Origin of the sequence: Paenibacillus hamazuiensis (genome assembly GCF_023276405.1) — a bacterium.
GTDB lineage: Bacteria > Bacillota > Bacilli > Paenibacillales > NBRC-103111 > Paenibacillus_AF > Paenibacillus_AF hamazuiensis.
Genome location: NZ_JALRMO010000001.1, coordinates 7,442,600 through 7,465,977, shown reverse-complemented (window position 1 = coordinate 7,465,977; position 23,378 = coordinate 7,442,600). Strand labels below are relative to the sequence as shown.

Sequence of the window (23,378 nt, the reverse complement as noted above, 5' to 3'; positions counted from 1 at the left end):
GGCCCTACTCGATCGCAAAGCCGGCGCTCAATGCGCTCATATCGCCGCAATAGGACCACTGCCGGCACATGGCATAGAAGAAAAGACGGACGCGTTCGCGGCGAATGCTGCTCTCCGCCCATTCCTGCACGCTGACCGAACGGATCGATTCGGTATCGATCTGACTCAAACCGCCCATCAGCCCGCGCCATTCCATATTCTCTTCCTGAGTTAACCCTGTCGGCACCTCTACGATCCTTCCCTGCAAAATCCCGATCATGCTGCCTTTCGCTGCGTATCCTCCCTCCGGCATACATCCGAGTTCGTTCAAAATGCGAAGCGCGGCGCCTCCTTCGTACATGGCATGAGGGCCCAGGTTGAACAGCGCTCCGTTCATCTTGGCCGTTTCGGCGAGCCCTCCCAACCGGCTCTCCTTTTCAAGAACAACAACGGACCGTCCCGATCTTGCCAAATAAACGGCAGCCGTAAGCCCTGTAAGTCCTCCGCCGATCACCGCGGTATCGTACGAGTTTTTTTCCAATGTCATTGCCATCAGCCTCCCAAAATATCGTTTTGTCCGTCAGCACTTACTGACATTTGCTTTGTAAAAATAGCTAGGGGGTTAACGCCCTAGCGAATATTTTTACACTCTCCTGCATGAAAGGTTCGAGCGCGATGTCCGGATAGTTCTTCCCTGCCTCCAAATCGTTGACGAATGCACCGAACTGCGACATCATGAACGTAAAGGCCTGCATTCGCGGATTTGTGCGAATCATCTTGCCTTTCTCAGCCATCAGGATGAAGTAATCGGTCAAAAATTCCAATAGCTGCAAAGGATGCTGCATCGTTCGTTCCTTGAATCCCGGCAATTGGATTTCATCCTTGGTGCTGATTTGGATCAGCTTCCGGTTGCGGTTCATGATCTCGTGGTACGTTCTGCTGACGGTAAGCAGGTCCGTCTCCAGTTCCCATACGATCTTCTCCTCGAAAAGCTTCCTCATCTCCTCCGCATAATGAAACCGGTCGAAGGCGGCTTCCAGAAGCTTCTGCTTGCTGCCGAAATGTCGAAACAGCGTCTTCTCGCTGAGGCCGGCGGCGGCGGCGATTTCCTGCGTAGTTACGCCGTTGTAGCCCCTCTCCGAGATCAGATTGATCGCAGCCAGCAGCAGTCTGTCGCTGCTCCCCAGCTTGGTGGTATCCATCATCCGCCCACCTTTCTTCAAACACATGTCTGTCAGTGGTTACTGACATTATCATATGCCAAATCTCGCCAGCTGTCAATGACGATCGGCAAACAAAATTTTGCCGCATTCGCCATCGGAACATAAAATCCGCCGCATCGAACAAACGATGCAGCGGATCGGCATGGCCAAACCTATGTACGATCAGCGGAACATCGAGACAAACGCGTCTACACGCCAGCCTGCGCCTCTTACATAGAGCAGCTGCACATCGCTTTTTTTGCCGGGCTTGTCTCCTTCGGGCACAATCGCCTTGTACGTTCTCCGGACTCCTTCGTCTTTGGTCAGCGTTATGGCCGACTCTCCCCAGCGATACGCGCTGCCGCCGTCAGCGTCAGGCTGCGCCAGCTTGCCGTCGATTTCAAGCAGCGCTTTGCTCTTGAGCTGGCTGTTGATGAAATCATCCACCTGACCCGCTGTAAATACCTTTTTCAAGTAGTCGGCATATTTCGTTTTCGTGTCGATGTCGCTGCCGAGCCAGCGGTACTCCGTCTTTTCTCCCTCCGGGACAAACGCCTGCACGGGCCCCTCCGGGATCGTTCCGCCGTTCGCCACGTGCCAGTAGGCGCTTTGCGCTGCGGCAAGCAATTCCTTCGCCTGCAGGTCGCCGAGCTCCGCCGCCGCAAACTTGCCGTACGCTTCGCTTGTGACAACGACCGCTTTATTCGCCTCGTCCCACTCCACTCTGGCGCCGAGCGCCTCGGCGAGCCCTCTCGCCGGAATCATCGTGCTGCCGTCGATAATTTGCGGCGGCGCCTCCGTTTGCACTTCCTTGCCGTCCACGATCAGCTTGACCACCTGCGGCGCGGCGTAAGAAATGCCCGAAAACACGACCGAGCCGACGATAACTCCGCAAACAAACGATTTTACATTGCCTTTTTTCACCTTAACATCTCCTGTCAGTTTTTGACGGACTTATAATATTAGACGAGGAGATAACGGAAAACGTTTCGCCGGAAAAAAAGAAGCCCGCTCCGTAGAGCGGACTTACCTGTCAGGGACAAACGTTTTCGTAAACACGCTGCGTTAAAAAGATTCTTTGACCATCACTTTGTCCAACGGAAAACGGCTTGACGGATGCGCTTCTTTCGCGCCGTAGCCGAGGGAAATCAGCAAGGAAGGAGCGTACCTCTCCGGAATGCGCAGAAGCTCCCGCAATCCCTGCGGGTTAAACCCGCCCATCGGACAGGAGTCGATGCCGGCCGCTTTGGCCGCCAGCATCAGCTGCATCGCCGCGAGCGACGAGTTTTTGTACGCTTCGATCAGACCGATATTCGGAACGTTCGCATAAGCCTGCTCAATTTGCTTGATCAAAATCTCCTTAATCTCTTCCGTCATCAAGCCTTGTTTGACCGCTTCCTCATAAATCTCCCCGGCATTCCGGTTCGCTTCCAAATCGGCCAGCACGACGACGAGCGCCGAACATTCGACCACCTGGCGCTGGTTGTTTGCGACCGGCAAAATCCGCTCCTTCCGGCTCTGATCCTGAACGACAATGAATGTCCAATGCTGCAAATTCCAAGATGAAGGCGCCGTCCCGGCCAGCTCGATGATCTCGTGCAAAACGTTTTCCGGAATCGTCCTGCCGATTTCGTAACGTTTTACGCTGGAACGGGCTTTCATCACGTGCCGCACCGCTTGCTGCACCGCCTGCTCCACAAGGACTGTCATGCGATCTCTCCTTTTCGGTAATTCAGGTGTTTCTTCTATACTATCTCCCCGATCGCTCCTAAAAAAACCGACCGCACGGCTGCTAACAGGAGCAGTTCAAGGGTTAGCGGAACTTACGTTTGCTGCGGGGTTAATAATACGTGTACTTAGATGGGTTAGAAATGCCGCCCATCTTGCCGTTCTTCAAAGCTTGCTGATTTTATACTACGTCTTCTCAGGTTCTGCAAACGTGCATATAAGGGTCAAAGATACGATTGGCAAAACGATGCCGCCCGTTGTATTTTTTGTGTTGATTCTCGTTCTTACCATCATTAATGCAGACGGTTTGATGCACTCCTGAGCGCAGCAAACAGTCACCGCAACGCTGCCGGGCGAAACGTTCGGCAGCCTTGTTCCGTTAACCGGCAGTTCCCTTTGGTATTTGGCGGAAATTAAATTTTGATATAAAAAAAAAAAAAGGAGCCACCGCCGCAGCTCCCCATGCACACCCATCCGAAGCATTCGTTTCAGCTCTGCGAGGCGGTCGGTCGAACCGCCCGTTATTCCGTCTGAACGCCCCAATCTTCAGGCACGATCTGTATCCATGTTTGCCCGGGCAGCAGCGGCAGCTCCTTGCCGCCGGAAAACGCCCGGATGATGCCGTCTTTCTCCTGCCAGGTCACTTCCTGCAGCGTCCCCGCTTGAACAAGATAACCTTTGCCCGGGCCAAACACATCCACCTGGCGGCGGCCTTCTTTATCGATAACCTGATGTTTGCTTTCGCAGATCAGGATGTTGGTTGCGGTGAGCTGCTCGCCGGTCTCCTTGTCGACGTGCGCTTGTCCTTCCATGAAACGTTTATATTTGCCCGACGCGGCATCGTACTGATATGACACGTTGTAGCCGCGGATATACGGTATAGTGACCTTATTTGCCGTTTTGGTTTCCGTCCCCTGGGCCGGCCTGGCCGGATCGGCCCCCGCCTTCGCTGCGGCGGATGGAGCGGCGGTCCCCGGAGAAGCGGCAAACGTCAACTGCGGTCCGTTCCATTCGGTGCGAAACTTTTTGTTCGCGGCGCCTTGGCGAATTTTTTCCATGCTCGTATACAGGTTGTGCGGCATCTTCCGCTCCGTGGAACGCCAATAGTAAGCGCCGTCGCCGTATACCTCGTCGAGATGGTCGAGCTTGCGCTGCGCGATCAGATCCATTGCGTCCTGGCTCCAGCCGGCATGCACGATCAGCGCGTCAAGCCCGGTGCCGATTTCGACGAAATAAGGGCGAATGCTGCGCACCGGCCCGATCACCTGCGGCGACTTGCTCTGATAGACGGCAAGAAAGCGGGTGATCTCGCCTTCCGCAAGCACCTCGTAGACGAGATCGGCCTGATCGAGCCCGCTTTGCGGCCTTGCCTGCGGAGCGTTCTCGACCATCACTATGACAGGCCGCTCCTTTACTTCCCGTTCGCTTCCGGTGCCGATGAGCGGGAACCGGAAGGCGCTCGCCCGCTCCCGGCTGGAAGCCGGCTCATTAGGTACGCTCGTTTTCCGTGCGGCCGGGTCGCTTACCCCCTCCTTGGCGGAGGGGCTGCACCCCGCGGCGAGCCCCGCAACGCACCCGGCAAGCAGCGCGAGGCGGCCTAATTTGACGATTTGCTTCAGCCGCTTCCTCCATCGTTTTTTCATGGCCATCACCTCTTTGTTCTAGTCTTGTAATCTATATTCCGATAGTTAAAAGAATAGAATAGGTACTTTGGCCGAAAAAAAGACAAGCTGCCGGATATCCGCGCCGAAGGCGGATCCGCTGCTTGCCTTAAGGCGGAGCGTCAGCTGCTGCTGCTTGAGCTGGAGCTTCCGATACCGCCTTTGGCGGAAGAGCCGCTGCTGATTCCGCTGCCGGACGACTTGCTGCCCGAGGATGGGCTGCTTACGCTGCCGCTGCTTGAGGCGGACGTGCTTCCCTTGGACGAGCTGCCGTCGTTTGAAGCGGACGTGCTTCCTTTGGACGAGCTGCTCCCGGAAGAGGAGCCGGACGTTGCGCCTGACGCAGATGAGCTGCCCGTTGAAAACGACCCCGTCCTCGAGCTGGTCGTCGGTGTGCTGGGCTTGGCGGGCTCGCTTGGCTTGGCCTGGGTTTCCGTGCCCGCTGCCGCACTCGAACGAGGCGCTGTTGCCGTACCGGAAACGACGCCGCTTCCGCCGGAGGACGGGGGCGGTGTGCCGTTATACACGCGGGTGGTTCTGCTGTAATAAGGGATACCGTTGTAATAAGTCACAGACCGCGAACGGTCAATGTCGCTGCCGTCGTCGTCGCAGCGTCCGTCCTCGTTTTGATCGATGCAGGCATCGCCGGGCACGGCCTGGGATGCAGCTCCCGGAACGGAAGCGGGGGGCGGCACAGGCACAGCAGACTTGGGCGGAGATTGGGCGCAGCCGCTTGCCGCCGTTACGGCCGCGGCCAGAAACAAACCGGCCATCAGCTTCGTTTTGGAAGAAGCGGAACCGGACGTTTGCTCAGGTGCCGGTCTATTTTCGGAAAGTTGATCGTTCATGATAGGCACTTCCTTGGAAGGATTAATGTAAGATATCTTTTTATACGCGGAGGACGACCGATTTGTTTCAAAAAATGTAAAAGTATGTCGGCGATAGATCAGGCAAATTTTTCATGTTATGATAAGGGACAGATTCGGCTGAAACATGTATTTGGAAAGGAGCATCTGCCATGTCTGGTTATGAATTCCGCCGCTTCGAGGACAAGTATGAGATGTACGAGCTCACGGAGCGCAGCACCGATTCCGCCCTGACGATCGCGCCGGAGCGCGGAGGCATCGTCACCGGTCTGCGGCTGAACGGACAAGAGCTGCTGTTTTTGAACAAGGAGACGTTTTACGATCCGCAGGCCAATGTTCGCGGGGGAATTCCCGTGCTGTTCCCGATTTGCGGGGGACTTGAGAACGGAAGATATGAATGGAACGGCCACACCTATGAGATGAAGGCCCACGGCGTCGCACGGGACGAGCCATGGCGCGTAGAGGACGTGCATACGGACGAGCAATCCGCCTCGATCACGGTGTCGCTGGCCGGCAATGCCGCTACTTTGCAGGCGTATCCGTTCGATTTCGAGCTGCGCTTCACTTACGTGCTGCAAAATGCCTCCCTCCGCATCGTGCAGCACTACACGAACCGAAGCGACAGCGCCATGCCGATGTACGCCGGATTTCATCCGTACTTCCTGGCGGAATCGAAGCACATTTCCGTCGACACCGACGCGACGCGCCAGCTCGACCTGAACGACGGCTTGGAGAAGCCTTTTGACGGACAGCTCGATTTGACGGATAAAAAAGAAGCCGTCCTGCTGCTCGATGCAGGCAGAAACGACATCCGCTTTCAAACTCCCGGAGGGGTCTCCGTCCGCATGGAGTACGGGCCGGAATTCCGCTATATCGTGTTCTGGACGACGCCGGGCCAGCCTTACGTATGCGTCGAGCCGTGGATGGCCAAACGGCATGAACTGAACCGCAAGCAGGAGCTGACGATGATTGCTCCCGGTGCCTCGCTGACGACGGAGCTGAAAATCTTGTTGTAGTCGACACGCCTCCTCTTTGGCTCCTTATACGCACTCTTGCCTCTGCCAAGCCGGCAGAGGTTTTTTTCACGCTCCCTGTAACCGTCGTAGAAAAAGAAAAAGAGGCAGCCGGCCAGCCGCCTCCGTACCGTTTTATTTACCGAGCATCGGTTCCCCGACAATGCTCTTGTCGCCCTGGACATAAATGCGCAGCGCCTTCGTATCCTTCACATCAAGCTCCAGGTCGGTTATTTTTCCGTTAGGCACTTTCAGATCTTTGACCGTAACGTTGTTTTCGTCAACGATTTTAACCTGCAAATCGTCCTTGGTCAGCGTGTCCGCCGCCCATATTCTCGCTTTGAATTTGCTGTATTCGAATTTGGTCGTCACTTCCATGTTGACGGACCGGCTGCCTCCGGTGACGTATCCGAAGCTGAATTTGGTGCCGTCCGCCGTCGTCAATTCTTCCGGCGTTCTGCTGCCCAGCCTGTAGATTTTATCGCCGTTGTAGACAAATTCGGGGGATGCTTTTATGTAGCTGATCTCCCCTTTGGCAATATCTCCTCCTACTTCTCCCAAATAAGCCGTTTCGGTATTCGGATCCCAGGTCACCTTCATGCCGGCGGCTTCCGCGACCGCACGCATCGGCAAATAAGTCGAACCTCTGTAAGTGATGGGCACCAGCTTCGTGCCGGTATCCGGATCCTCCGGCTCGAACGCTTTTCCGTTCAACATGACCTTGATTCCCGTATTCAAATAAACGTTGATCTCGGTGAGCGTCCCCGCCCCAAACACATTGCCCGTCAAACTAAGAACCAGCATCGAAGCCAGCCCCGTCGTCACCCATGTTCTCGAATCGAATCTTTTTTTCATCATAGCCTCCCGCTGAAACGAATATAGTTCCTTACATTAAACTGAATCGTCCATTTTCGTTACGCTTGTCGAATGTCTCCTCCTCCGAAGCTGCAACCACCTAAAATACGTTCACTTGTATTATCGCTTCTGAGGCAAGCTCGCGTCAGATACTAACGGCCTCTTTCGCAGGGTGACCTTGTCATGTTTTACGGGATGACTCGTCATAAATATGGCTGGCTTTCATGCGGGAGGGTATGGTTGGTGAAAATCGGAAGGAGGTGAAGAGGCGATTCGAAAGAAGGATGAACAGGCTGGAAAAGAGAGGCATCTAAGAAGAGCGGGAACGTGCCGGGCGCGTAGGCTCCAAACTCCCGGCGTACGTTGCGGTGCTGCACGGGGCTTCATATGGACGATGGATGCGGCCGGTATCGCCTTCCCGTCACTTTTTCCGGGGCATAGCGGAACTACAGTTAACTACGGCTCGCTAACATGACCGATCACCGATATTTTTGAAAATTAGCGGTTATTTGCCTGTTTGAGCGGTTCGGGGCTGCTTCACTCCGTTTTAGCGGAAAATAGTTCCTTCATTTTTTCCGGTACAAACCGACGCTGTCCGCGATCTTCCGCTGGCGCCGCCTGCCGCTTTAACCGCCGCATATAGGATTGGCGGACGCCGCAAAGTTTACAAGTGTTAACGGACTCGAACGGGTTACCGGCCATAAAGGCCGGCAATGTTCCGCGCCGCCGCCGCAACCTTCCGCTTCAGCGATTCCGGCTCCAGCACGAGCGCCTCTTCCGCCCAGCCGAGCACCCAGTGCAAAATTTCTTCCTCATAGCGCACCTTGAGCGTCACCATGAGCCCGTCTTCCGTTTCCTTGCTTTCCTCTACGTAAAAATAATCCGTCTCGCGGAAACGATCGATCGCCCGTCCCCGCAGCCGGATGCGCACTTCCGTCCGGCGATCCTCCCCCGGCTCATAATCGCGAATGGAAAAATCGGCCGGACGCGTAAACCGCTCGTCCGTCCATACCACATCGCTCATCCGGTCGATCCGGAAGTGGCGCAAGCTTTGCCGCAGGCGGCAATGGGCGATCGCCACCCAGGCGCCCTGCACGTAGACGATCCCGTACGGATCGATCACCCGCTCGGTCTCGCGCTCCGTCTCGCTGTAGCGGGCGTCCTTCGCGCGGTAGCGGATGCGCACCGAGCGCTCCTCGGCCGCCGCCTGGCGCAGCAGCTCCACCGTCTCCCGCTGCCGCGGGGGAAACGACAGCACCCGCACGCGCGAGCGGACCGCATCGGTCCTCTCGCGCACATCCGCGGGCAGGATCGCCTCGATCTTCGATCTGGCCGATGCCGCGTGCCCGCGGGAAGGGCCTCCCGCGAGCGGTTCGATCGCGTCGAGGCCGAGCAGCAGTGCCGCCGCCTCCTCGGCGTGAAACGACACCGGCGGCAGGAAATAGCCCTCCATCAGCGAGTAACCTTGACCGGGCACGGCCCGTATCGGCACGCCGGCTTCGCTCAATGCCTGCACGTCCCGGTAGATCGTGCGCACGCTCGTTTCGAACGTGGCGGCCAAATCTTCCGCGCGCTGTTCCTTATGCTTTTGCAGTTCGAGCACGATGGCCATGAGCCGGTCCGTCCGATTCATCGCCGCCTCAGCCCACGAACGCGCGAACCTGCTCGGCGAACCGCTTCAGCAGCTCGCGGGACGAATAACGGCCGCTGAAATCCTCGACGCCGATGTAGCCGTCGTAGCCGACGGACTTCAGGTCTTCAAACACTTGGCCCCACGGCACGATGCCCTCATCGATCGGCTCCCATTTCGATTGCCAGATGACGGTACCGTCTTCGCGGCGGCCGCCTTTTTCCCAGCCGGTGTTCTTGATATGCACGTGCGCCAGATAAGGGCCGAGCAGCTCGAGCCCCATGCGGAAGTTTTCGAACCCTTCGTGGATCATGTTGCCCGGGTCGAACAGGACGCCGATCCACTCCGGATCGAAGCCGCTCACGAGCCGGTGCGCCAGTCCCGCACTCGGCGCGATCGTCATATGATGCGTTTCCACAAGGCTTTTGATGCCGTACTGCTTCGACATGTCCTGCACATCGTGCAAGTACCGGACCGCCTGCTCGTACAGGTCGTTATAGTTGGCCGTTCGGTTATAGCCCGGTACGCCGACGCGGATCATGCGGGCACCCAGCTTCTGCGCCACCTGCATCACCCTCTCCGTCGCGGCCAGATCGCCCACCGTCAGGTAAGGCGTGACGCTGACGGTTTCCAATCCGTGGTCCGCGGCCACCTTGGCGAACTTCTCCAGCTCCTCGTCCGTCGCACCCGGATCGATGGAGCATAAGTTGCGCCGCCAAAACGACGGCTGCTCGTCTTTGACCGCTTCGGGAATTTCTTTAAATCTCCACTCGATGCCGTCCAGACCCGCTTCTTTCGCCGCTTGCCCCAACTCTTCGGGCGTCAGATCGGGGGTAACCACCGTAAATACGGACAATTTCATGTTCAAAACCTCCGTTAAAAGGGGAATATTTGCTTGCCCCTATTATATCAATGCGGCGCACCGTTGACCATGCACACGTTTACAAAAGTCGCAAAAAGCAATAAACCGGGACCCCTTATCGATATTGGGATCCCGGTCGTTTGAGCCGGCGGGTTCGCGCCGCGCCTCCGATTCGTATTTTGGTAATGGTTCCAACGCCTTCGGTTAAAGCGAACCAAACCTTCTCGATCGACGTTTTGTACTGCAATTTCAGGGATAATGTTGAACTCAGTCTTCTTCCTCCTCTAACAGCTTATTCAAACGAAGCATATTCGTACTCCAGAACTTGCTGTAGAAAGCCACCCAATCTTGAATTTCTCTGAGCGGAGCGGCATTCAGCCGAAACCGCGTTTCTCTGCCGACTTTTCGATCGGTCACGAGCCCTGCCTCTTTAAGGATGGTCAAATGCTTGGATACCGCTGTGCGGCCCATCTGAAAATGCACCGTCAATTCATGAAGCGGAAGCTCATCTCCATCCGCCAACAGGCGAATCAGCCGGCGCCTGGTCGGATCTGCAATCGCATCATACACATCTCGTAACTGCTTGTTCTCTTTCACAACACCCTCTCCTAATTTTCATGTTCCGCATCTGACACCTTATGGCGTATGGAGGAACGGCAGCCGCTTCGCGGAATCCCCGACTTGCGGCTTTTCGCGCTCGCCACTTCCTCTCGGCCCCCGCAGCGAAGGCAAACAGCACCGTCGCAGCCCATTAGGCGGTAACTTTGTACGTGGCCGGACTTTGTACTTTCGCGGTTGTTTCCGCACCGATAATCGTACTCATTTTAATTCCTCCCGATCGTTGTTTCAAGCGAAACATATTCGCGCTTCGGAAAAGGCAGCATAAGGTTGCTGTTATTGCATGTCCTTCAACAGCCAAATATGAACAAATCCCCCAAAAGCATTCTTGAGAAAAACGCTGCAAACAGATGGGGTGAAGTGAACCTGCCATCTCGTGGCTGAGAGCGGGTGAATCCGCCTCTCAGGCCTGCTTACAGCCATGAGCGCGGGCCGAGAGGCGATTTTTCCGCCTCTCAGACCGCTGGCGGCTGGTGGCGAGGGCTTTCCTGCGGCTGAGAGCGGGTTAATCCGCCTCTCAGACCTGCTTACAGCCACAAGCGAGGGCTGAGAGACGTCTTTTCCGTCTCTCAGCCGGCTGGCAGCCGCCGAGAGCCTTCCCAAGGCTGAGAGCGGGTAAATCCGGGAGACGCTTTATCGCTCTAACGAACTTTTTAAACTTCTCCGAACGTTAAAAAAGCCTCGGCGCCGAAGGCCGAGGCTTTTACGATTGTGCCGAAAATGTTTACTTGCCGCGATCCAGCAGCCGCCGCGCATCTCTGATCAAATAGCCCGCCGACTCGCGGGAAATATGCTTGCCGCTCTGCGCTTGCACCTCGCTCAAGAAGCTTTCCAGTTCGCGATGCTCCAGCTTCTTTTGCAAACTGCCAGCGATGCCGGCTCGATCGATGCTTTTATCTCCGGCAAAACGGGCCACCAGCTCTTTCAGCGACTCCACGCTCACTTCCGTGACAAAAGCCGATGTCACGCTGCCCGCATTGCCCGCCATATCGCGGGCCGTGACGGCCACTTCGTGCCGGCCGGGCTCCAGCGTATACAGCGGGATAACCGCCCCCGGCTGCAGCCGCCGGCCATCCAGCGTGATGACGGTCCGGCGGTCGTCAACTCCGGACAGCCGATCGGCCACGGTCACCTGCGGCAGCCAGTCTCCGGCATCGGACACCGGCGTCCCCGCCCCGGGGACATTCACCTCAATCACAGGCGCCGCTGTGTCCAGCTTCAGGTAGACCGCCTTCGTCACCTCCTGGTTCCCCGCCAGATCTACCGACCTGAACTGCAGCGTATACACCGCGTCCTGCTCCAACCGGATCGGCGTCTCGTACAGCCGCCACGTCGCACCGCCATCCAGGCAGTACACCGATTGCTGCACGCCGGACGCATCATCCGCTGCGGAAAGCTGCACCCGGAACGGATGCACATACCACCCGTTCAAGCCGTCCGGCGCGGACGGGACTGCCGCGGCGGTCGTCACCGGCGGCGTCGTATCCGGCTCATAAACGTTTACCGTCACGGTAACCTCCCGCGCTTTTCTCCCCTTCGGATCGGTTACGTTGTAACGCAGCGTGTACTGCCCGGCTGCGTCCGTATACACGCTGCCGCTGACCGCAACGTCCCGGGTCAAATCGCCGTAGTAGGCGCTCGCCGCTTTGTAAGCCGGAGCCGTAAACGGCTCATGCAGCGGCAGGTTTCTTACATGCTCGCCCTCCACCGTAATGACCGGGTCCTGCGTTTCCAGCAAATCGGCCGGATATACCCGCACGTTATCCAAGTAAAAAGTACCCGTTCCCCCGGTAGAGGTGGATGACGCAAAAGCCGCGAGTTGCGTAACCGCATATCGGAACGCCGCGTCGATGACCTTCAGTTCGCCGTTCATATAAAGCGAAAAGCGGCCTGCGGCGGGATCGGCGATGATTTTGAACCGATACCAAACGTTCGGGTCGTAGGGCCCGATGACCGTATCGCCCCCGGCTGCGTTTTTATAGATGAACACGTTTGTCCCGTTGATATAGGAGGTCATTACCGTGACGCCGTTCGTACCGGCCTTATCCTTCAGGTTCCAAGAATGATACGCGCTGTAAGCGGGCAGCATCACATCGAATTCGGCAATCGTCTGACCCGTCTGCGGGAAGAACCCTTTGGTCGCGACGGCCGCTTTTGTCGAGTTGTCCGCGAACTTCAAGCTTTTGCCTACAGCGCCGGGCACTTCGTCGATTTTCATCGTTCCCCCGCCCGTATCCAGCACGTAGCCGCTTGGATTCCCACCGGTCGCTTCACCGTTGTAATCGTCGTCCAGCAGAAACTCGAACGGGTATACCCGGACGCCATCCATATAAAAAGCGCCGGTTTGCTCCGCACCGCTGGAGACGGCGAAGCGGGATACTTCGGACACGGGAGCTGCCAGCGCTAGCCCTGAGGCTCGGAGGACACCGTCGATATATACGCTGTACCGCTGTTTCGGGAACTCCAGCATCACCTTGATGCGGTACCAGCGGTTCGCCTCGTAACGCTGCAGGACAGCGTCCTCCCCCGAAGCGCCGACTGCAACCAGGCGTCCACCCGACGTCCGGACCGCGACCGCACTGCGGCCGCTCCCGTCCTGCAAGCTCCAAACGCGCCCATCCTTCGCTTCCGGCAGCATAATGTCAAACTCCGCACCGACCACGCCTTTTTGCGGTAAAAACCTTTTGTAGGCGCTCACCGCCTTACGCTCAGCCGTCTGCTCGAATTTCACGCTTTTGCCCGAAACGGCAGCCGCGTCGGCAACCGCCGCCGTTCCTCCGGCCGTATCGATCGTATAACCACCCGGCGCGGCGCCCGGTTTCTCCGTGTCAAACGAGTCGTCCAGCACCGCAATGAACGGATACGCAGCGATGTCGTCCACATAGACGGTCCCGGTTCCCGACACGCTCGTCGACACCGCGAAAGCCGTCAAAGCGGACACGGCATTGCGAAAAGGAACGCCGCTCGCGCGCACCGTGCCGTTGACGTAAATATTGCACGTGTCCGTGCCCGGATCGGCCAATATTTTGATCGTGTACCACGTATTCGGGCTGTATGGCTGAAGGACGGTATCGCCTCCGGCTGCGTTTTTGAAGATCAGGTTCCCTTTGGAGGTCATCACGGTGACTGCATTGACACCGCCGTCGCCCTGCACGTTCCACGAATGGTAGTCGCTTGCCGCCGGCAGCATGATGCTGAACTCCGCCAAAAACATCGCCTTCTGCGCACCCAGCGGCTTCGTCGCCACCACCGCCTTCGCGGCGCTGCTGTCGGAGAGCTTCAGCGCTTTGTTCGGTGCGCCCGGCAGCTCGGCCACCTCCGCGCTGCCCCCGGACGCATCGACCGTATAGCCGGACGGAGCGGCGCCGGCTGCGGCATCTTCAAAATTGTCGCGGATGACGTATAAATCCGCCTGCAATGTTACGGCCCGGGCCGGCGCGCTCATCCCGGACAGCAGACCGGACGGCCCGAACGCCTGAACCGTGTACTCATATTCCGTCTCCGCCGCCAGCCCCGCATCGGTATAACCCGGCGAAAATACGGTCGCCGCCAATTCGCCGTTGCGGAAAACGTTGTACCCCGCCACACCGCCCGCGGGGGCAGCCGAAGGAGACCAGCTTAAGCGAATCTCACTGTAGGAAACCGGCTCCGCCGACAAATTGGCGGGCGTGCCGGGCGCAGCGCCGTCATCGCCGGCGATTAAGGAGAACGCGGCCCGGAACGTTCTCCCCTCGGCCCCGCCGGGGTCAACGGACAAGCGAACGGTCGGGCTCAGCTGCTTCACGGTGATCCGCGGGTCCGCCGAGAGCACCGCCTTTGCCGATTGGAACAGCTCCAGCTCAATCGGCTGCGACCTTAGCTGCGTCGGGTCGGCCACGGATATTTCCACTCGGTCCGCCGTTTGCTTCGTGAGAACCGACGCTTTCGCATTGCTGGACAGCCAGTTCGCTCCGTCAACCCGGACGGTCGCCGGGGTGTCGTTCCAGAAATTCGCTCCGACGATGCCCAGCCTCTTTTCCTTCACCGCCTGGACATCCGGCGAGTTTTCGAGCACGACAAACCCGGGATCGGCCGCGTACTGCGCCGTTTCGATCGGGGACAAGCCTGGCAAAACGGCGTATTGATAGCTTGCACCGCTTGGATTCGTGCCGTGATCGAACCAAAGCTCCTGGTAGTTCCGCGTGATCGGTTCGGTTTCGGCGGGTCCTTGAATCGCGCCCCACGAGCCGGTGCGTGCCTCGCGAAGCCCGTAAACTGTGCTTCCGGCCGGAAAATAATACCCGATATCGGAATTCGCCCCGCTCCCGGCCAAATGCATCCAGCGGGCATCCGCGTACGTTTGCGCTCCGCCTGTCATCGAAACCGGCTGCGCCTCCCCGTTCACCGTCAGGACGCTGCTGCCCGCGTCGTTCAGCCGCCTGTTTTCGACGATGGTCTGGACAGGCTGCCCTTTGGAGGAGGTGATGCCGGCGCCGAGCGCGACGATTTCGTTGTCGAACAGAAACCACGACTTTTTCCCCGTAAGGTCGGTTCCGTATGGGTTAAACTGCATGCCGACCGCGCCGAATTCGCCGTCCGAAGCGCCGCCGACCCAGCTGTAAGGCGTCTTCGTGCTCTGCCCCGCCTTGTCGTCCAGCGTCTGTACCGCCGTCGTAATGCCCGGCAGCCGGTACATATCGACCGTCGCCCAGTAATCTCCGTCATATTGGCCCAGATCCCCGTTGTACAAGTACGTCATCCCGTCGCCCATGCGCCAGCCGTGCAGATTGTTCCCGTTGATCGATTCGTAGCGGTATACGCGGGTGGACGACATGGCGATGCCGAAAGCAAACCCGGGCCGCCTGTGAACGATCCGGTCCGACTGCGTGTAATTTTTGCTTAGCACCATCTCTCCGTAAGGAGCGATCGCGGAATCGCTTACAATTTGTTTGGCAAGAGCGGAGTAAAAAATCGGAGCGTTTTGCAGAAAACTCCGGTACGTATCCTCCGTAACCCACGATTTGACCATCCGCTTAAAAGCTTCCGCATCGGCTGCAGGCGCAAACAACGCGGCGGTGAGCACGCCCTGGATGACCCGGTGCCCGGCCACATGGCTTTGCACGCCGGAGTTGGAGATCAGCCGGCCGCGGAACATATCCATCTGCCCTCCCTTGTACAGCGTCGGGGCAAACGAGTCGTACACCCATTTGGATACGTTCGAAACAAGAGGGTCCTTGATTTCCCAGGAAGACCCGTTCAATAAGTACACTGCATTCGCGATCAGCTGAAAAAAGGTCGTTCCGTAATTTCCGATGTACGGATGAGGACCGTGCTGCAGAAACGAACCGTCCGTATGCATGCCGTCCGCTTCCGGAACGGTCGTATAGGCGAACACGTTGTTGACGCCGCCCGTCGAGGTGGACGTTCCCGTCCTGTCGCTGAGCGCATCGCGCGCAAGGGCGATGTCTGCGCCGTCTCTGGCGAGAACTCCCCGCAGCATGTACACCCACGCCTTCTCCACGCGGTTCGCCCCCGTTCCCGGCGAACCGTTCGCGAGGTTGGGGTCCGGCGCAAACGACTTGATCGCCCGCATGTAATTCCCGATCTGCTCCGCAGTCAAATAGGGGTACATCAGGACGACCGTATCCATCAAATTTTCCGGGCCGGACATTTCCCAATGGTACCAATTGTCGTATCTGACCGTATTTTCGTTATACCGGTTCGCGTACATCCAATCCAGCGCATCGACGATGGCCGCCCTTAATGCGTCGCTGCCCCGCAGGCGGCTGCCCGGAGTCACGTAAGCGAGCGCCATGGAGCGAAGCCGGTCGTACGCCACGACGTTGTTGCCGGACTTCGTCACCCCGGTCAAATCGGTCCACAGGCAGTCGCAGCTTGTACGGTCCGCGCCGGTTTGCAGCGTGTCCCACGCTCCGTTTTGCCCGTTCTGCACGCGGTCCTCTATCATGCGAATTTGCGCGGCAATATCGGGGTCGTTCGAATCGGCGGCATTTCCTCCGGTCAGCACGTCATACCATTTCTGCCGCAGCAGGTCGAACTCATCGGCAGCGGCTCCCGCCACCGGGGCCGCTTCCGCCCGGGCGGCGGCGGCCGTCAGGGAAAGCGGCGGAACGGCAAGTGCCCAACAAAGAACAATCGAAAGCAGCCTGGAAAACGCTCTATTCATTTTACATGCAGCTCCTTTCTCGGTTAACAATCCGGCACCTCAAGGTCAAAGAACGATGACGCTGCCCAGCTTCCTCGACCGCTCTGCGGCAAATCCGATCCGGTGCCCGTCGATCGACCGCTCCAGAGAGGTCGACGAGATCGACGGCCGCTCGCCGCGAAGCGCGCGCACAAAATCGTGAACGAGCAGCAGATCGCCGCCTCCGTGGCTGTCGCCGGTCACATCGACCGCAATTTTCCGCTCGCTGTATTCGTGTCCGCGCCGCGGATCCGGATGCCGCAGCAGGAAAAATCCGTCCTCCAGCACGCCCTGGATTTCGCCTTTCGTTCCGATCACATGCAAAATGCGGCAAGGCCTCGACGTGGCCCCCACCATATTGTGAGAGGCGGTCATTTGGCTGTCGAACTCGACGATGACGGACTGGTGATCGACCACATCGTTGTCGCAATGCCAGACGCAGCGGCCGTAAGGGCTGTCCGTGCGCAGCGCCTCCAGCTTCTCCGCTTCCGCAGGCTCGACGCCGAGATGATGGTTTTTCCAGACGTGAAACCCCCAGCGCCCTTGGTCGATATAATGCTTGCGCGCGGAATAAGGACAGCTCTCCTCGATCCGGCAATCGGTCAGGCACCGCGTGCCCGTGCCTTCCGGAGCTTTGTCCGGTCTGAACTGCATCAGGCTGCCGAAGCTGCTTACTTTGACGGGGCGGGCTTCGCCGGCAAACCATGAGATCAAGTCGAGGTCGTGGCAGCACTTGGCCATCAGCATGGACGAGCCGCATTTCGCCTCGGAATTCCATTTGCCCCGGATAAACGACACGGCCATATGGTGATAGCTGACATGCTCGGAGGTTTGGATGTTCACCACCTCGCCGATTTCCCCTGCGGCGATCAGCTCTTTGACCGCTTTGTAAAAAGGCGCGTACCGCAGCACATGGCAAATCATCACGATGCGTCCGTGCTTCCGCGCCGCCTCGAGCAGCTGCAGCGTCTCCTCCTCGGTGACGCCGATCGGCTTCTCCAGCAGCACATCATACCCCCGCTCCAGCAGGGGAAGCGTCGTCTCCACATGCAGCTCATCCATCGTCCCGTTGATCGCCGCATCGGCGAGCCGGGGGCGCCGGACCAGCTCCTCGACGGTCGCCATCGCGTTTTCCTCCGCGATCCCGAACCGCTCCGCGGCCAGCCGTCTGCGCTCCGGATCGGGCTCAACGACGGCGACAATGTCCAGCTCCTCCGGATGCCGTTCGGCATAGGACGCGTAGATCAAGCTGCGCTGGCCCGCGCCGACGATAACCGCCGTTTTTTTCCGACCGTTCGTCATAAGCAAACTCCTCCTTCTTCCATCGCTTCCAGCAGACCGAACAAACGATCGTAATCGGCAGGCTCCAGGCTGTACAGCTTTTCGGCGTCGCCGCTCAGCGAAACGGCGCCCAGCTCCTCGTCCTTGAAACGGAAGACGCCGCTCAGCAGCGCCCCCACCTGCGCAGTGAGCCCCTCGTCCGCGAGCTGCCTCATCAGCTCGAAGTCGCGGATGCCGCGCTGCAGCCATTTGTAGCGCAAAGAAAGCAGCGGCTTCCCGCCCGCCCCGGGGTAGACGAAATTCGTCTCTCCCGCGGGCCAATGCGACGGCCGGTAGCGGATCGACTCCAGCGGGCGGTCCGGCCACACCGTATAGTTCCAGCGCAGGAAGCCGTCCAGCTGCAGTCTCGCGGCCAGCCAAGGAATGATCCGGCATTCGATCGACGGCGAGCCGATGAACGTATTCGGTCTGCGGGGGTTGTTGCAGACGTAATACAGCATCCGTCCCGCCACCTGGGACCTTAGCTCCCGGATGCGGTCAAACTCGTGCAGCGCGCAGTTCAGCTTGGGCACATAATCGCGCATGCCCTCGAGCTTCGCGGCAATAAACTCGGCATGATTGATCGCGATTTTGTACGCAAACGAAGGGGCCATCCGCCGAAGCGCGGACAGCCTCTCCCCGAACTGCGCCAAATCGGCCGGTTCGTCGGCCATAATGCGCACCCGGCCGGTCCAGCCCTTCGCTTTAAAATGCGCCTCCAGCGCCCGTACGTAATGCTCCAGCTCGACCCGCTCGCGCATAAACCGGAACGTCCCCGTCGCTTCGTCGTAATAGCGGATGCGGATTCCGTCCGGATAGTCGCGAATCGGGGCGCCGTATACGCCGTCCCGCGTCTGCCAGACGTTCAGCAGCCCGAACAGCTCGATTTCCTCCGCGATGCCGTGCCGCCGGGCCAGCTCGACATAGCGGTCCAACGCGCTGTAATCGTATGAAAACGTGCCGTCCATCCGGCGGTTGACCCCGACGATATTGTATTCGAACAAATCCGAAGGCTCCGCGTCCGTATGCGTCCCCTGCCCGGACCACGGAATTTCCGAGACGACCAGCGTCGCCGCCTTCTGCCCTAGCTGCCCGAGGCTTTCCAGATAGCGGTCGATGATCGCAAAATGCTCGTCGGACCAAAGCGGCACCTGATATTTTCGCGCGATATTGGAGTTATGCTGCCACAGGTCCAGGTAAAAGCCGTACTGCGAAGGAGCGGGAAGAACCCGCTCCAGCACCTTCAGGCTGAACGCCAGCTCTCCGGCCGGCTCCTCATCCTCGAAGAGCGTATGCGTAAACAGCCGAATTTTGCCCGAATACAAGCCCGGCCGCGCATCCGCAGAAGCATGGAACTCGATCCATACTTGCTGCAGCCTCCGCTTCTCCACGAACATATGCCGCTCATCCAAAAGCATATCCGCTTTGCGTGTCCCGTCGTCATCCTCCACCAGCCCGATCAGCTTGATCTCCGCCCGGATGCCTTCTTGCAGGGCGTTCGAGTGAAGCTCGACGCGGACGATCGGCAGCGGCCCCCCTTTCCAGAAAAGAGCGCTTGTGCCGACCGTCAGCATAAAGTCGCTGTCCGCCCCGACCACCGCTTGCATCGCCGCGGAGTCGCCCCTGCAGCAAACGAGCTCCCGATGCTTCGCCTCCGTATCCCGCTCCGCCTCGTTCCAGAAGTTGACGCCCCATGCATATTTGTAGTACATCGACTGCAAGCCGAAGCTCATCTTCACGAATCCGTCACCCCCGGCTGTCATTTGCCCGCCTTGTTCGCGGCAAGCGCCTCATTCGCTTCCTTCTCGATCGCATCGCCGCCGCCGGATTTGAACTTTTGCACGTAATCGTCAAAAGCGCTGACCGGAAGCTCGCCCGTTATAATTTTGTAATACGTTTCCAGCGTCAGCTTGTAGAGGGATGCCAAATATTTCGTGTACGAATCGACCGGCGGAACGAAAACCGGCGAATAACCGCTGTATTTAAAATGTTTGTCCGCATAATCGTAGTTGAATTTGCCGGAAATTTTCTTGTAAAAATCGTTCGCCACAAGCACGTGGAAAATATTCAGCCCCCGCTTCTCCTCCGGGTTGTTCGAATCCGTGATCAGATTGACGTAGCGGTCGTTTTCCAGCTTGTAGTCGACATCCTTCGTCCCTTTGCGAACCGCGACGTAATAGTCGAAATCGGTGGCGGCCGTCTCGACCATCTTCAGCAGCGTTTCCATCTTGCGCGGATCTTTCGCCGCCTTCGTCGTAATGCCGACCGGCATGCTCGAAATATCCCATTGCGGCGTGCCGGATTTCCCTTGCGGACCGACCGCCGGCTTGCCGAGCGCGACTGTTCCGTTCGGTTGGGATTTCTTGAACTGCTCGAAGGATCCGCCGCCCTTGTCGGCCGGGTTGGACGGATCGAGCTCGTTGCGCCAATGGTAATGCGCGCCTTTGCCGGTAAGGCCGATCCGGCCGTTGTAAAACGCCTGGCTGTGCGCCCAGTACCCCGACGAATTTTCCGAGGTGACGAATTCCGGGTCGATCAGCCCGTCCTTGTACCATTTTTGCAGCAGGGCCAAAGCTTCCTTCATTTCCGGCTGCGTCGCCGCAAACACGACCTTGTCGCCTTTTTTCGTAAACTCCAGCGACACGCCGTTCTGGTTGCCTTTAAAATCGATGATGCCCGGATGCCCGAACGCGCCGAGAATATTCGGGATGGCGAAGTCGGACATGCCGTACGTATCCTTCTTGCCGTTTTTGTCCGGGTCCTCGTTGCGGAACTTGGTCAGCGCCGCTTCGTATTCCTGAATCGTCTCCGGCGTCTTCGTGATGCCTACATTTTTCAGCCAGTCCTCGCGCCAGACCACCGCCGTCGGGTATTCCCCGTCGGGATTGGTCGTCGGGATCGCATAAATTTTTCCGTCGTACGTCACCTGATCCCATATTTTTTTATCGTCGATATATTTCGTGTACTGCGGCGCATACTTCTCCAGCATCTCCCGCGGAATCGGCGCGAGAATACCCTGCTTCACGTATTTGGCGATGTTTTGCTTATTCGGAATTTTCATGATGTCGGGCATGACGCCCGAGCCGAGCTTCACGTTCAGGTTGTCGTCCCAGCTCTTGGGGTCGATGTACCAGACGTTGAACGTCGCGTTGAACCGCTCCTGCACCATTTTGCCGATCGGGTTGTCCACGCTCGGCTGGTTGTACGAGTTGTAGGCGAGCCAATCGATCGCGATCGGACCTTGATTTTGCCCGGATGCGTTCCCGCCCTCGGGGGCTTTCGCTCCGCCTCCGCAAGCCGAGAGTATGCTTGCCGCCAGCAGCAGGCTCACGATTGCCGTTTTCTTCACATGCCGTCTCTTTTTCACTCAAACCCCTCCATCTATTCACAATTATATGTAATCCCGCACCATTCGGGGGATTATCCTTTCACCGCGCCCATCAGGCTTCCTTTGACAAAATATTTCTGCAAAAACGGATACACGAGCAGCAGCGGGATGATGGATACGACCAGCGTCGCCATTTTGATCGATTCCACATCGGTGACGTTCTGGTTTTGCCCGGTCATCTCGAATTCCGCGGTGTTGCCGAGCAAAATGATTTTGCGCAGCACGAACTGCAGCACATGCTTCTTGCCGTCCTGGATGTAGATCATGCTGTCGAACCAGGCGTTCCAGTGATACACCCCGCTGTACAGCCCGACGGTGGCGATGATCGGGAGCGACAGCGGAATGACGATGCGAAACAGGATGACGATGTCGTTGGCGCCGTCGATTTTCGCCGATTCCTCGAGGCTTTCCGGCAATTCGGCGATAAAGTTGCGCACGACCATCACCATGAACGTGTTGATCGCCGGCGGCAGCACGAGAGCCCAGATCGAGTCCATCAGGCCGAGGCTTTTAATGAGCAGGTAAAGCGGGATCAGTCCCCCGGAGAAAAACATCGTCAGCACCACGAAGGCGGTCCAAAATGTGCGGTGCGGCAGGTCCTTCTTGGTCAGCGGATAAGCGGCGCAGAAGGTGAGGACGATCGTCAGCGAAACGCCTAGCGCCGTCCGCAGCAGCGTATTGCCGTAAGCCCGCCACAGGTTCTCGTTCGCCAGCACCGTGGCATAACCTTTGAAATCGAATTTCAGCGGAATGAAATGAAAGCTGTAGCTGTTGATCACCTCGGAAGGACTCATCGACAGCGTGATCACCTGCATCAGCGGGAGCAGCGAGCTGAGCCCGAGCAGACTGAGTATCGTATAGGCAAAAACAATGACGAGTTTATCGGTGAATGCGGTTTGCTTCAAGCGGTTCCCTCCCTTTCTTTATGCTCAGAAAATAGCGCTGTCCTTGCGGATTCTCCGGGCAATCGCGTTTACCGTCAGCACGATGGCCAGGGCGACGACATTTTTGAACAGCCCCACCGCAGCGGCGTAGCTGTAGTTCATACGGACCAGCCCTTCCGAATACGTGTAGGTGGACAGCACGTCCCCCACATCCATGACCTTCACGTTCAGCAGGTTGAACACCTGCTCGAAATCGTCGTTGATGATCGAGCCGGAGGACAAAATCAGCATGATGATGATGACGGGTGCGATCGACGGCAGCGTAATATACCGCATCGCCTGCAGCCTGCTGATGCCGTCCACCTTGGCCGCTTCGTACATTTCCGGATTGATGCCGGCGATCGCCGCCAAATAAATGATCGTATTGAACCCGACATGCTTCCAGATTTCCGTGGCGACCAGTATGGAGCGAAACCAGTTCTCATCGGCGACGAAAAAGATCGGCTCCCCTCCCAGCAGCGTAATGACCATATTGATCGGCCCTCTGCTCGGGGACAAAAACTCGATGACGAGCCCGCTCAGCACGACCCAGGATAAAAAGTGCGGAATGTAGCTGATCGTCTGCACCACTTTTTTAAACACCGGCTGCATCACTTCGTTAAGCAGAAGCGCCATCGCGATCGGAGCCGGGAATCCGAACAGCAGCTTGTAGCCGTTGATGATCAGCGTGTTTTTGAGCACGGTCCAGAAATATTCGGTATGAAACAGCTCGTTAAAATGCGCGAAGCCAACCCACGGGCTGCGAAACGCCCCCTGCAAAAACTGATAATCCTTAAAGGCGATCATCACCCCGTACATCGGCGCATAGTGGAAGATGAAATAATAAAGGAACACGGGCAAAAACATGATGAATAAATATTTTTTATTCATATACCGCCTGAGAATGCCGTCTTTGCGGCTTCGCGCTCCCCTTGTGCTTTCGACACGGTTTGCATTAGAATAGGTTACATTCAATTTCTTCACTCCGTTTCCTTCTGCCATTGGGCTAAGCAAGCGATTACAAACCCCATGCTACCCGATACCTGCAATGCTGACAATTTACAAATTCTTAAGAAAATCGCGTTTTTTTCTCTTTGCCGATCTTTTCTTAAAAATAACGATTCCTTACGAAATTGCGGTTATTTCACA

General features: G+C 57.7%; 17 protein-coding genes. 1 reads left to right on the top strand and 16 read right to left on the bottom strand.

Going from position 1 to position 23,378, the window contains the following annotated elements; genetic code table 11:
• Positions 1–4: 4 nt before the first annotated feature.
• From MYS68_RS32925 to MYS68_RS32900, 6 genes are all read right to left on the bottom strand, one after another.
• Positions 5–526 carry an FAD-dependent oxidoreductase gene (locus MYS68_RS32925; protein ID WP_275983595.1) on the bottom strand — a complete coding sequence of 174 codons (522 nt, stop codon included), beginning with the start codon at positions 524–526 and terminating at the stop codon, positions 5–7.
• Between the two features lie 67 nt (positions 527–593).
• Complete coding sequence (locus MYS68_RS32920; protein ID WP_248929818.1) at positions 594–1,181, bottom strand: TetR/AcrR family transcriptional regulator; 588 nt, start codon at positions 1,179–1,181, stop codon at positions 594–596.
• 183 nt (positions 1,182–1,364) lie between these two features.
• Positions 1,365–2,105 (bottom strand): DL-endopeptidase inhibitor IseA family protein, encoded by a 741-nt coding sequence (locus tag MYS68_RS32915; RefSeq protein WP_248929817.1) that lies wholly within the window; start codon positions 2,103–2,105, stop codon positions 1,365–1,367.
• Between the two features lie 141 nt (positions 2,106–2,246).
• Complete coding sequence (locus tag MYS68_RS32910) at positions 2,247–2,891, bottom strand: nitroreductase family protein (RefSeq protein WP_248929816.1); 645 nt, start codon at positions 2,889–2,891, stop codon at positions 2,247–2,249.
• A 539-nt stretch (positions 2,892–3,430) separates the two neighbouring features.
• Positions 3,431–4,552: a DUF3048 domain-containing protein gene (locus tag MYS68_RS32905; RefSeq protein WP_248929815.1), complete on the bottom strand. Its 1,122-nt coding sequence runs from the start codon at positions 4,550–4,552 to the stop codon at positions 3,431–3,433.
• 140 nt (positions 4,553–4,692) lie between these two features.
• Positions 4,693–5,418 (bottom strand): hypothetical protein, encoded by a 726-nt coding sequence (locus MYS68_RS32900; protein WP_248929814.1) that lies wholly within the window; start codon positions 5,416–5,418, stop codon positions 4,693–4,695.
• Positions 5,419–5,588: 170 nt separating this feature from the next.
• Here MYS68_RS32900 and MYS68_RS32895 point away from each other — a divergent pair, with 170 nt between their 5' ends.
• Positions 5,589–6,452 (top strand): aldose epimerase family protein, encoded by an 864-nt coding sequence (locus MYS68_RS32895; RefSeq protein WP_248929813.1) that lies wholly within the window; start codon positions 5,589–5,591, stop codon positions 6,450–6,452.
• A 132-nt stretch (positions 6,453–6,584) separates the two neighbouring features.
• On the opposite strand, the gene MYS68_RS32890 is transcribed toward MYS68_RS32895, so the two are convergent.
• From MYS68_RS32890 to MYS68_RS32845, 10 genes are all read right to left on the bottom strand, one after another.
• The gene (locus tag MYS68_RS32890; protein ID WP_248929812.1) at positions 6,585–7,307 is read right to left on the bottom strand and encodes a stalk domain-containing protein; all 723 of its coding nucleotides are present in this window, start codon (positions 7,305–7,307) and stop codon (positions 6,585–6,587) included.
• 688 nt (positions 7,308–7,995) lie between these two features.
• Positions 7,996–8,937 (bottom strand): helix-turn-helix transcriptional regulator, encoded by a 942-nt coding sequence (locus MYS68_RS32885; RefSeq protein ID WP_248929811.1) that lies wholly within the window; start codon positions 8,935–8,937, stop codon positions 7,996–7,998.
• Positions 8,938–8,944: 7 nt separating this feature from the next.
• A complete protein-coding gene (locus MYS68_RS32880; protein WP_248929810.1) occupies positions 8,945–9,796 on the bottom strand; it encodes a sugar phosphate isomerase/epimerase family protein in 852 nt (283 codons plus the stop codon).
• A 267-nt stretch (positions 9,797–10,063) separates the two neighbouring features.
• On the bottom strand, positions 10,064–10,393 hold the full coding sequence (locus tag MYS68_RS32875; protein WP_248929809.1) for an ArsR/SmtB family transcription factor: 330 nt from the start codon (positions 10,391–10,393) through the stop codon (positions 10,064–10,066).
• A 745-nt stretch (positions 10,394–11,138) separates the two neighbouring features.
• On the bottom strand, positions 11,139–16,580 hold the full coding sequence (locus tag MYS68_RS32870; protein WP_248929808.1) for a polysaccharide lyase family 8 super-sandwich domain-containing protein: 5,442 nt from the start codon (positions 16,578–16,580) through the stop codon (positions 11,139–11,141).
• A 45-nt stretch (positions 16,581–16,625) separates the two neighbouring features.
• On the bottom strand, positions 16,626–17,900 hold the full coding sequence (locus tag MYS68_RS32865) for a Gfo/Idh/MocA family protein (RefSeq protein ID WP_248929807.1): 1,275 nt from the start codon (positions 17,898–17,900) through the stop codon (positions 16,626–16,628).
• Positions 17,897–19,681 (bottom strand): DUF4091 domain-containing protein, encoded by a 1,785-nt coding sequence (locus MYS68_RS32860; RefSeq protein WP_248929806.1) that lies wholly within the window; start codon positions 19,679–19,681, stop codon positions 17,897–17,899. The genes MYS68_RS32865 and MYS68_RS32860 overlap by 4 nt, the downstream gene beginning before the upstream one ends.
• Positions 19,678–21,285 (bottom strand): type 2 periplasmic-binding domain-containing protein, encoded by a 1,608-nt coding sequence (locus tag MYS68_RS32855; RefSeq protein WP_248929805.1) that lies wholly within the window; start codon positions 21,283–21,285, stop codon positions 19,678–19,680. Before MYS68_RS32855 ends, MYS68_RS32860 begins: the two co-directional genes overlap by 4 nt.
• A gap of 53 nt (positions 21,286–21,338) precedes the next feature.
• Entirely contained in the window at positions 21,339–22,211 is an 873-nt protein-coding gene (locus MYS68_RS32850) for a carbohydrate ABC transporter permease (RefSeq protein ID WP_248929804.1), read from the bottom strand.
• Positions 22,212–22,235: 24 nt separating this feature from the next.
• Positions 22,236–23,213, bottom strand: a complete 978-nt coding sequence (locus MYS68_RS32845) for an ABC transporter permease (RefSeq protein ID WP_248929803.1) — start codon at positions 23,211–23,213, stop codon at positions 22,236–22,238.
• Positions 23,214–23,378 lie beyond the last annotated feature (165 nt).

What these genes read in the sequence shown, in the direction of transcription:
- MYS68_RS32925 (WP_275983595.1), bottom strand. Translation starts at nt 526, where the DNA reads ATGACATTGGAAAAAAACTCGTACGATACCGCGGTGATCGGCGGAGGA.
- MYS68_RS32920 (WP_248929818.1), bottom strand. Translation starts at nt 1,181, where the DNA reads ATGGATACCACCAAGCTGGGGAGCAGCGACAGACTGCTGCTGGCTGCG.
- MYS68_RS32910 (WP_248929816.1), bottom strand. Translation starts at nt 2,891, where the DNA reads ATGACAGTCCTTGTGGAGCAGGCGGTGCAGCAAGCGGTGCGGCACGTG.
- MYS68_RS32905 (WP_248929815.1), bottom strand. Translation starts at nt 4,552, where the DNA reads ATGAAAAAACGATGGAGGAAGCGGCTGAAGCAAATCGTCAAATTAGGC.
- MYS68_RS32900 (WP_248929814.1), bottom strand. Translation starts at nt 5,418, where the DNA reads ATGAACGATCAACTTTCCGAAAATAGACCGGCACCTGAGCAAACGTCC.
- MYS68_RS32895 (WP_248929813.1), top strand. Translation starts at nt 5,589, where the DNA reads ATGTCTGGTTATGAATTCCGCCGCTTCGAGGACAAGTATGAGATGTAC.
- MYS68_RS32890 (WP_248929812.1), bottom strand. Translation starts at nt 7,307, where the DNA reads ATGATGAAAAAAAGATTCGATTCGAGAACATGGGTGACGACGGGGCTG.
- MYS68_RS32885 (WP_248929811.1), bottom strand. Translation starts at nt 8,937, where the DNA reads ATGAATCGGACGGACCGGCTCATGGCCATCGTGCTCGAACTGCAAAAG.
- MYS68_RS32880 (WP_248929810.1), bottom strand. Translation starts at nt 9,796, where the DNA reads ATGAAATTGTCCGTATTTACGGTGGTTACCCCCGATCTGACGCCCGAA.
- MYS68_RS32870 (WP_248929808.1), bottom strand. Translation starts at nt 16,580, where the DNA reads ATGAATAGAGCGTTTTCCAGGCTGCTTTCGATTGTTCTTTGTTGGGCA.
- MYS68_RS32865 (WP_248929807.1), bottom strand. Translation starts at nt 17,900, where the DNA reads ATGACGAACGGTCGGAAAAAAACGGCGGTTATCGTCGGCGCGGGCCAG.
- MYS68_RS32860 (WP_248929806.1), bottom strand. Translation starts at nt 19,681, where the DNA reads ATGACAGCCGGGGGTGACGGATTCGTGAAGATGAGCTTCGGCTTGCAG.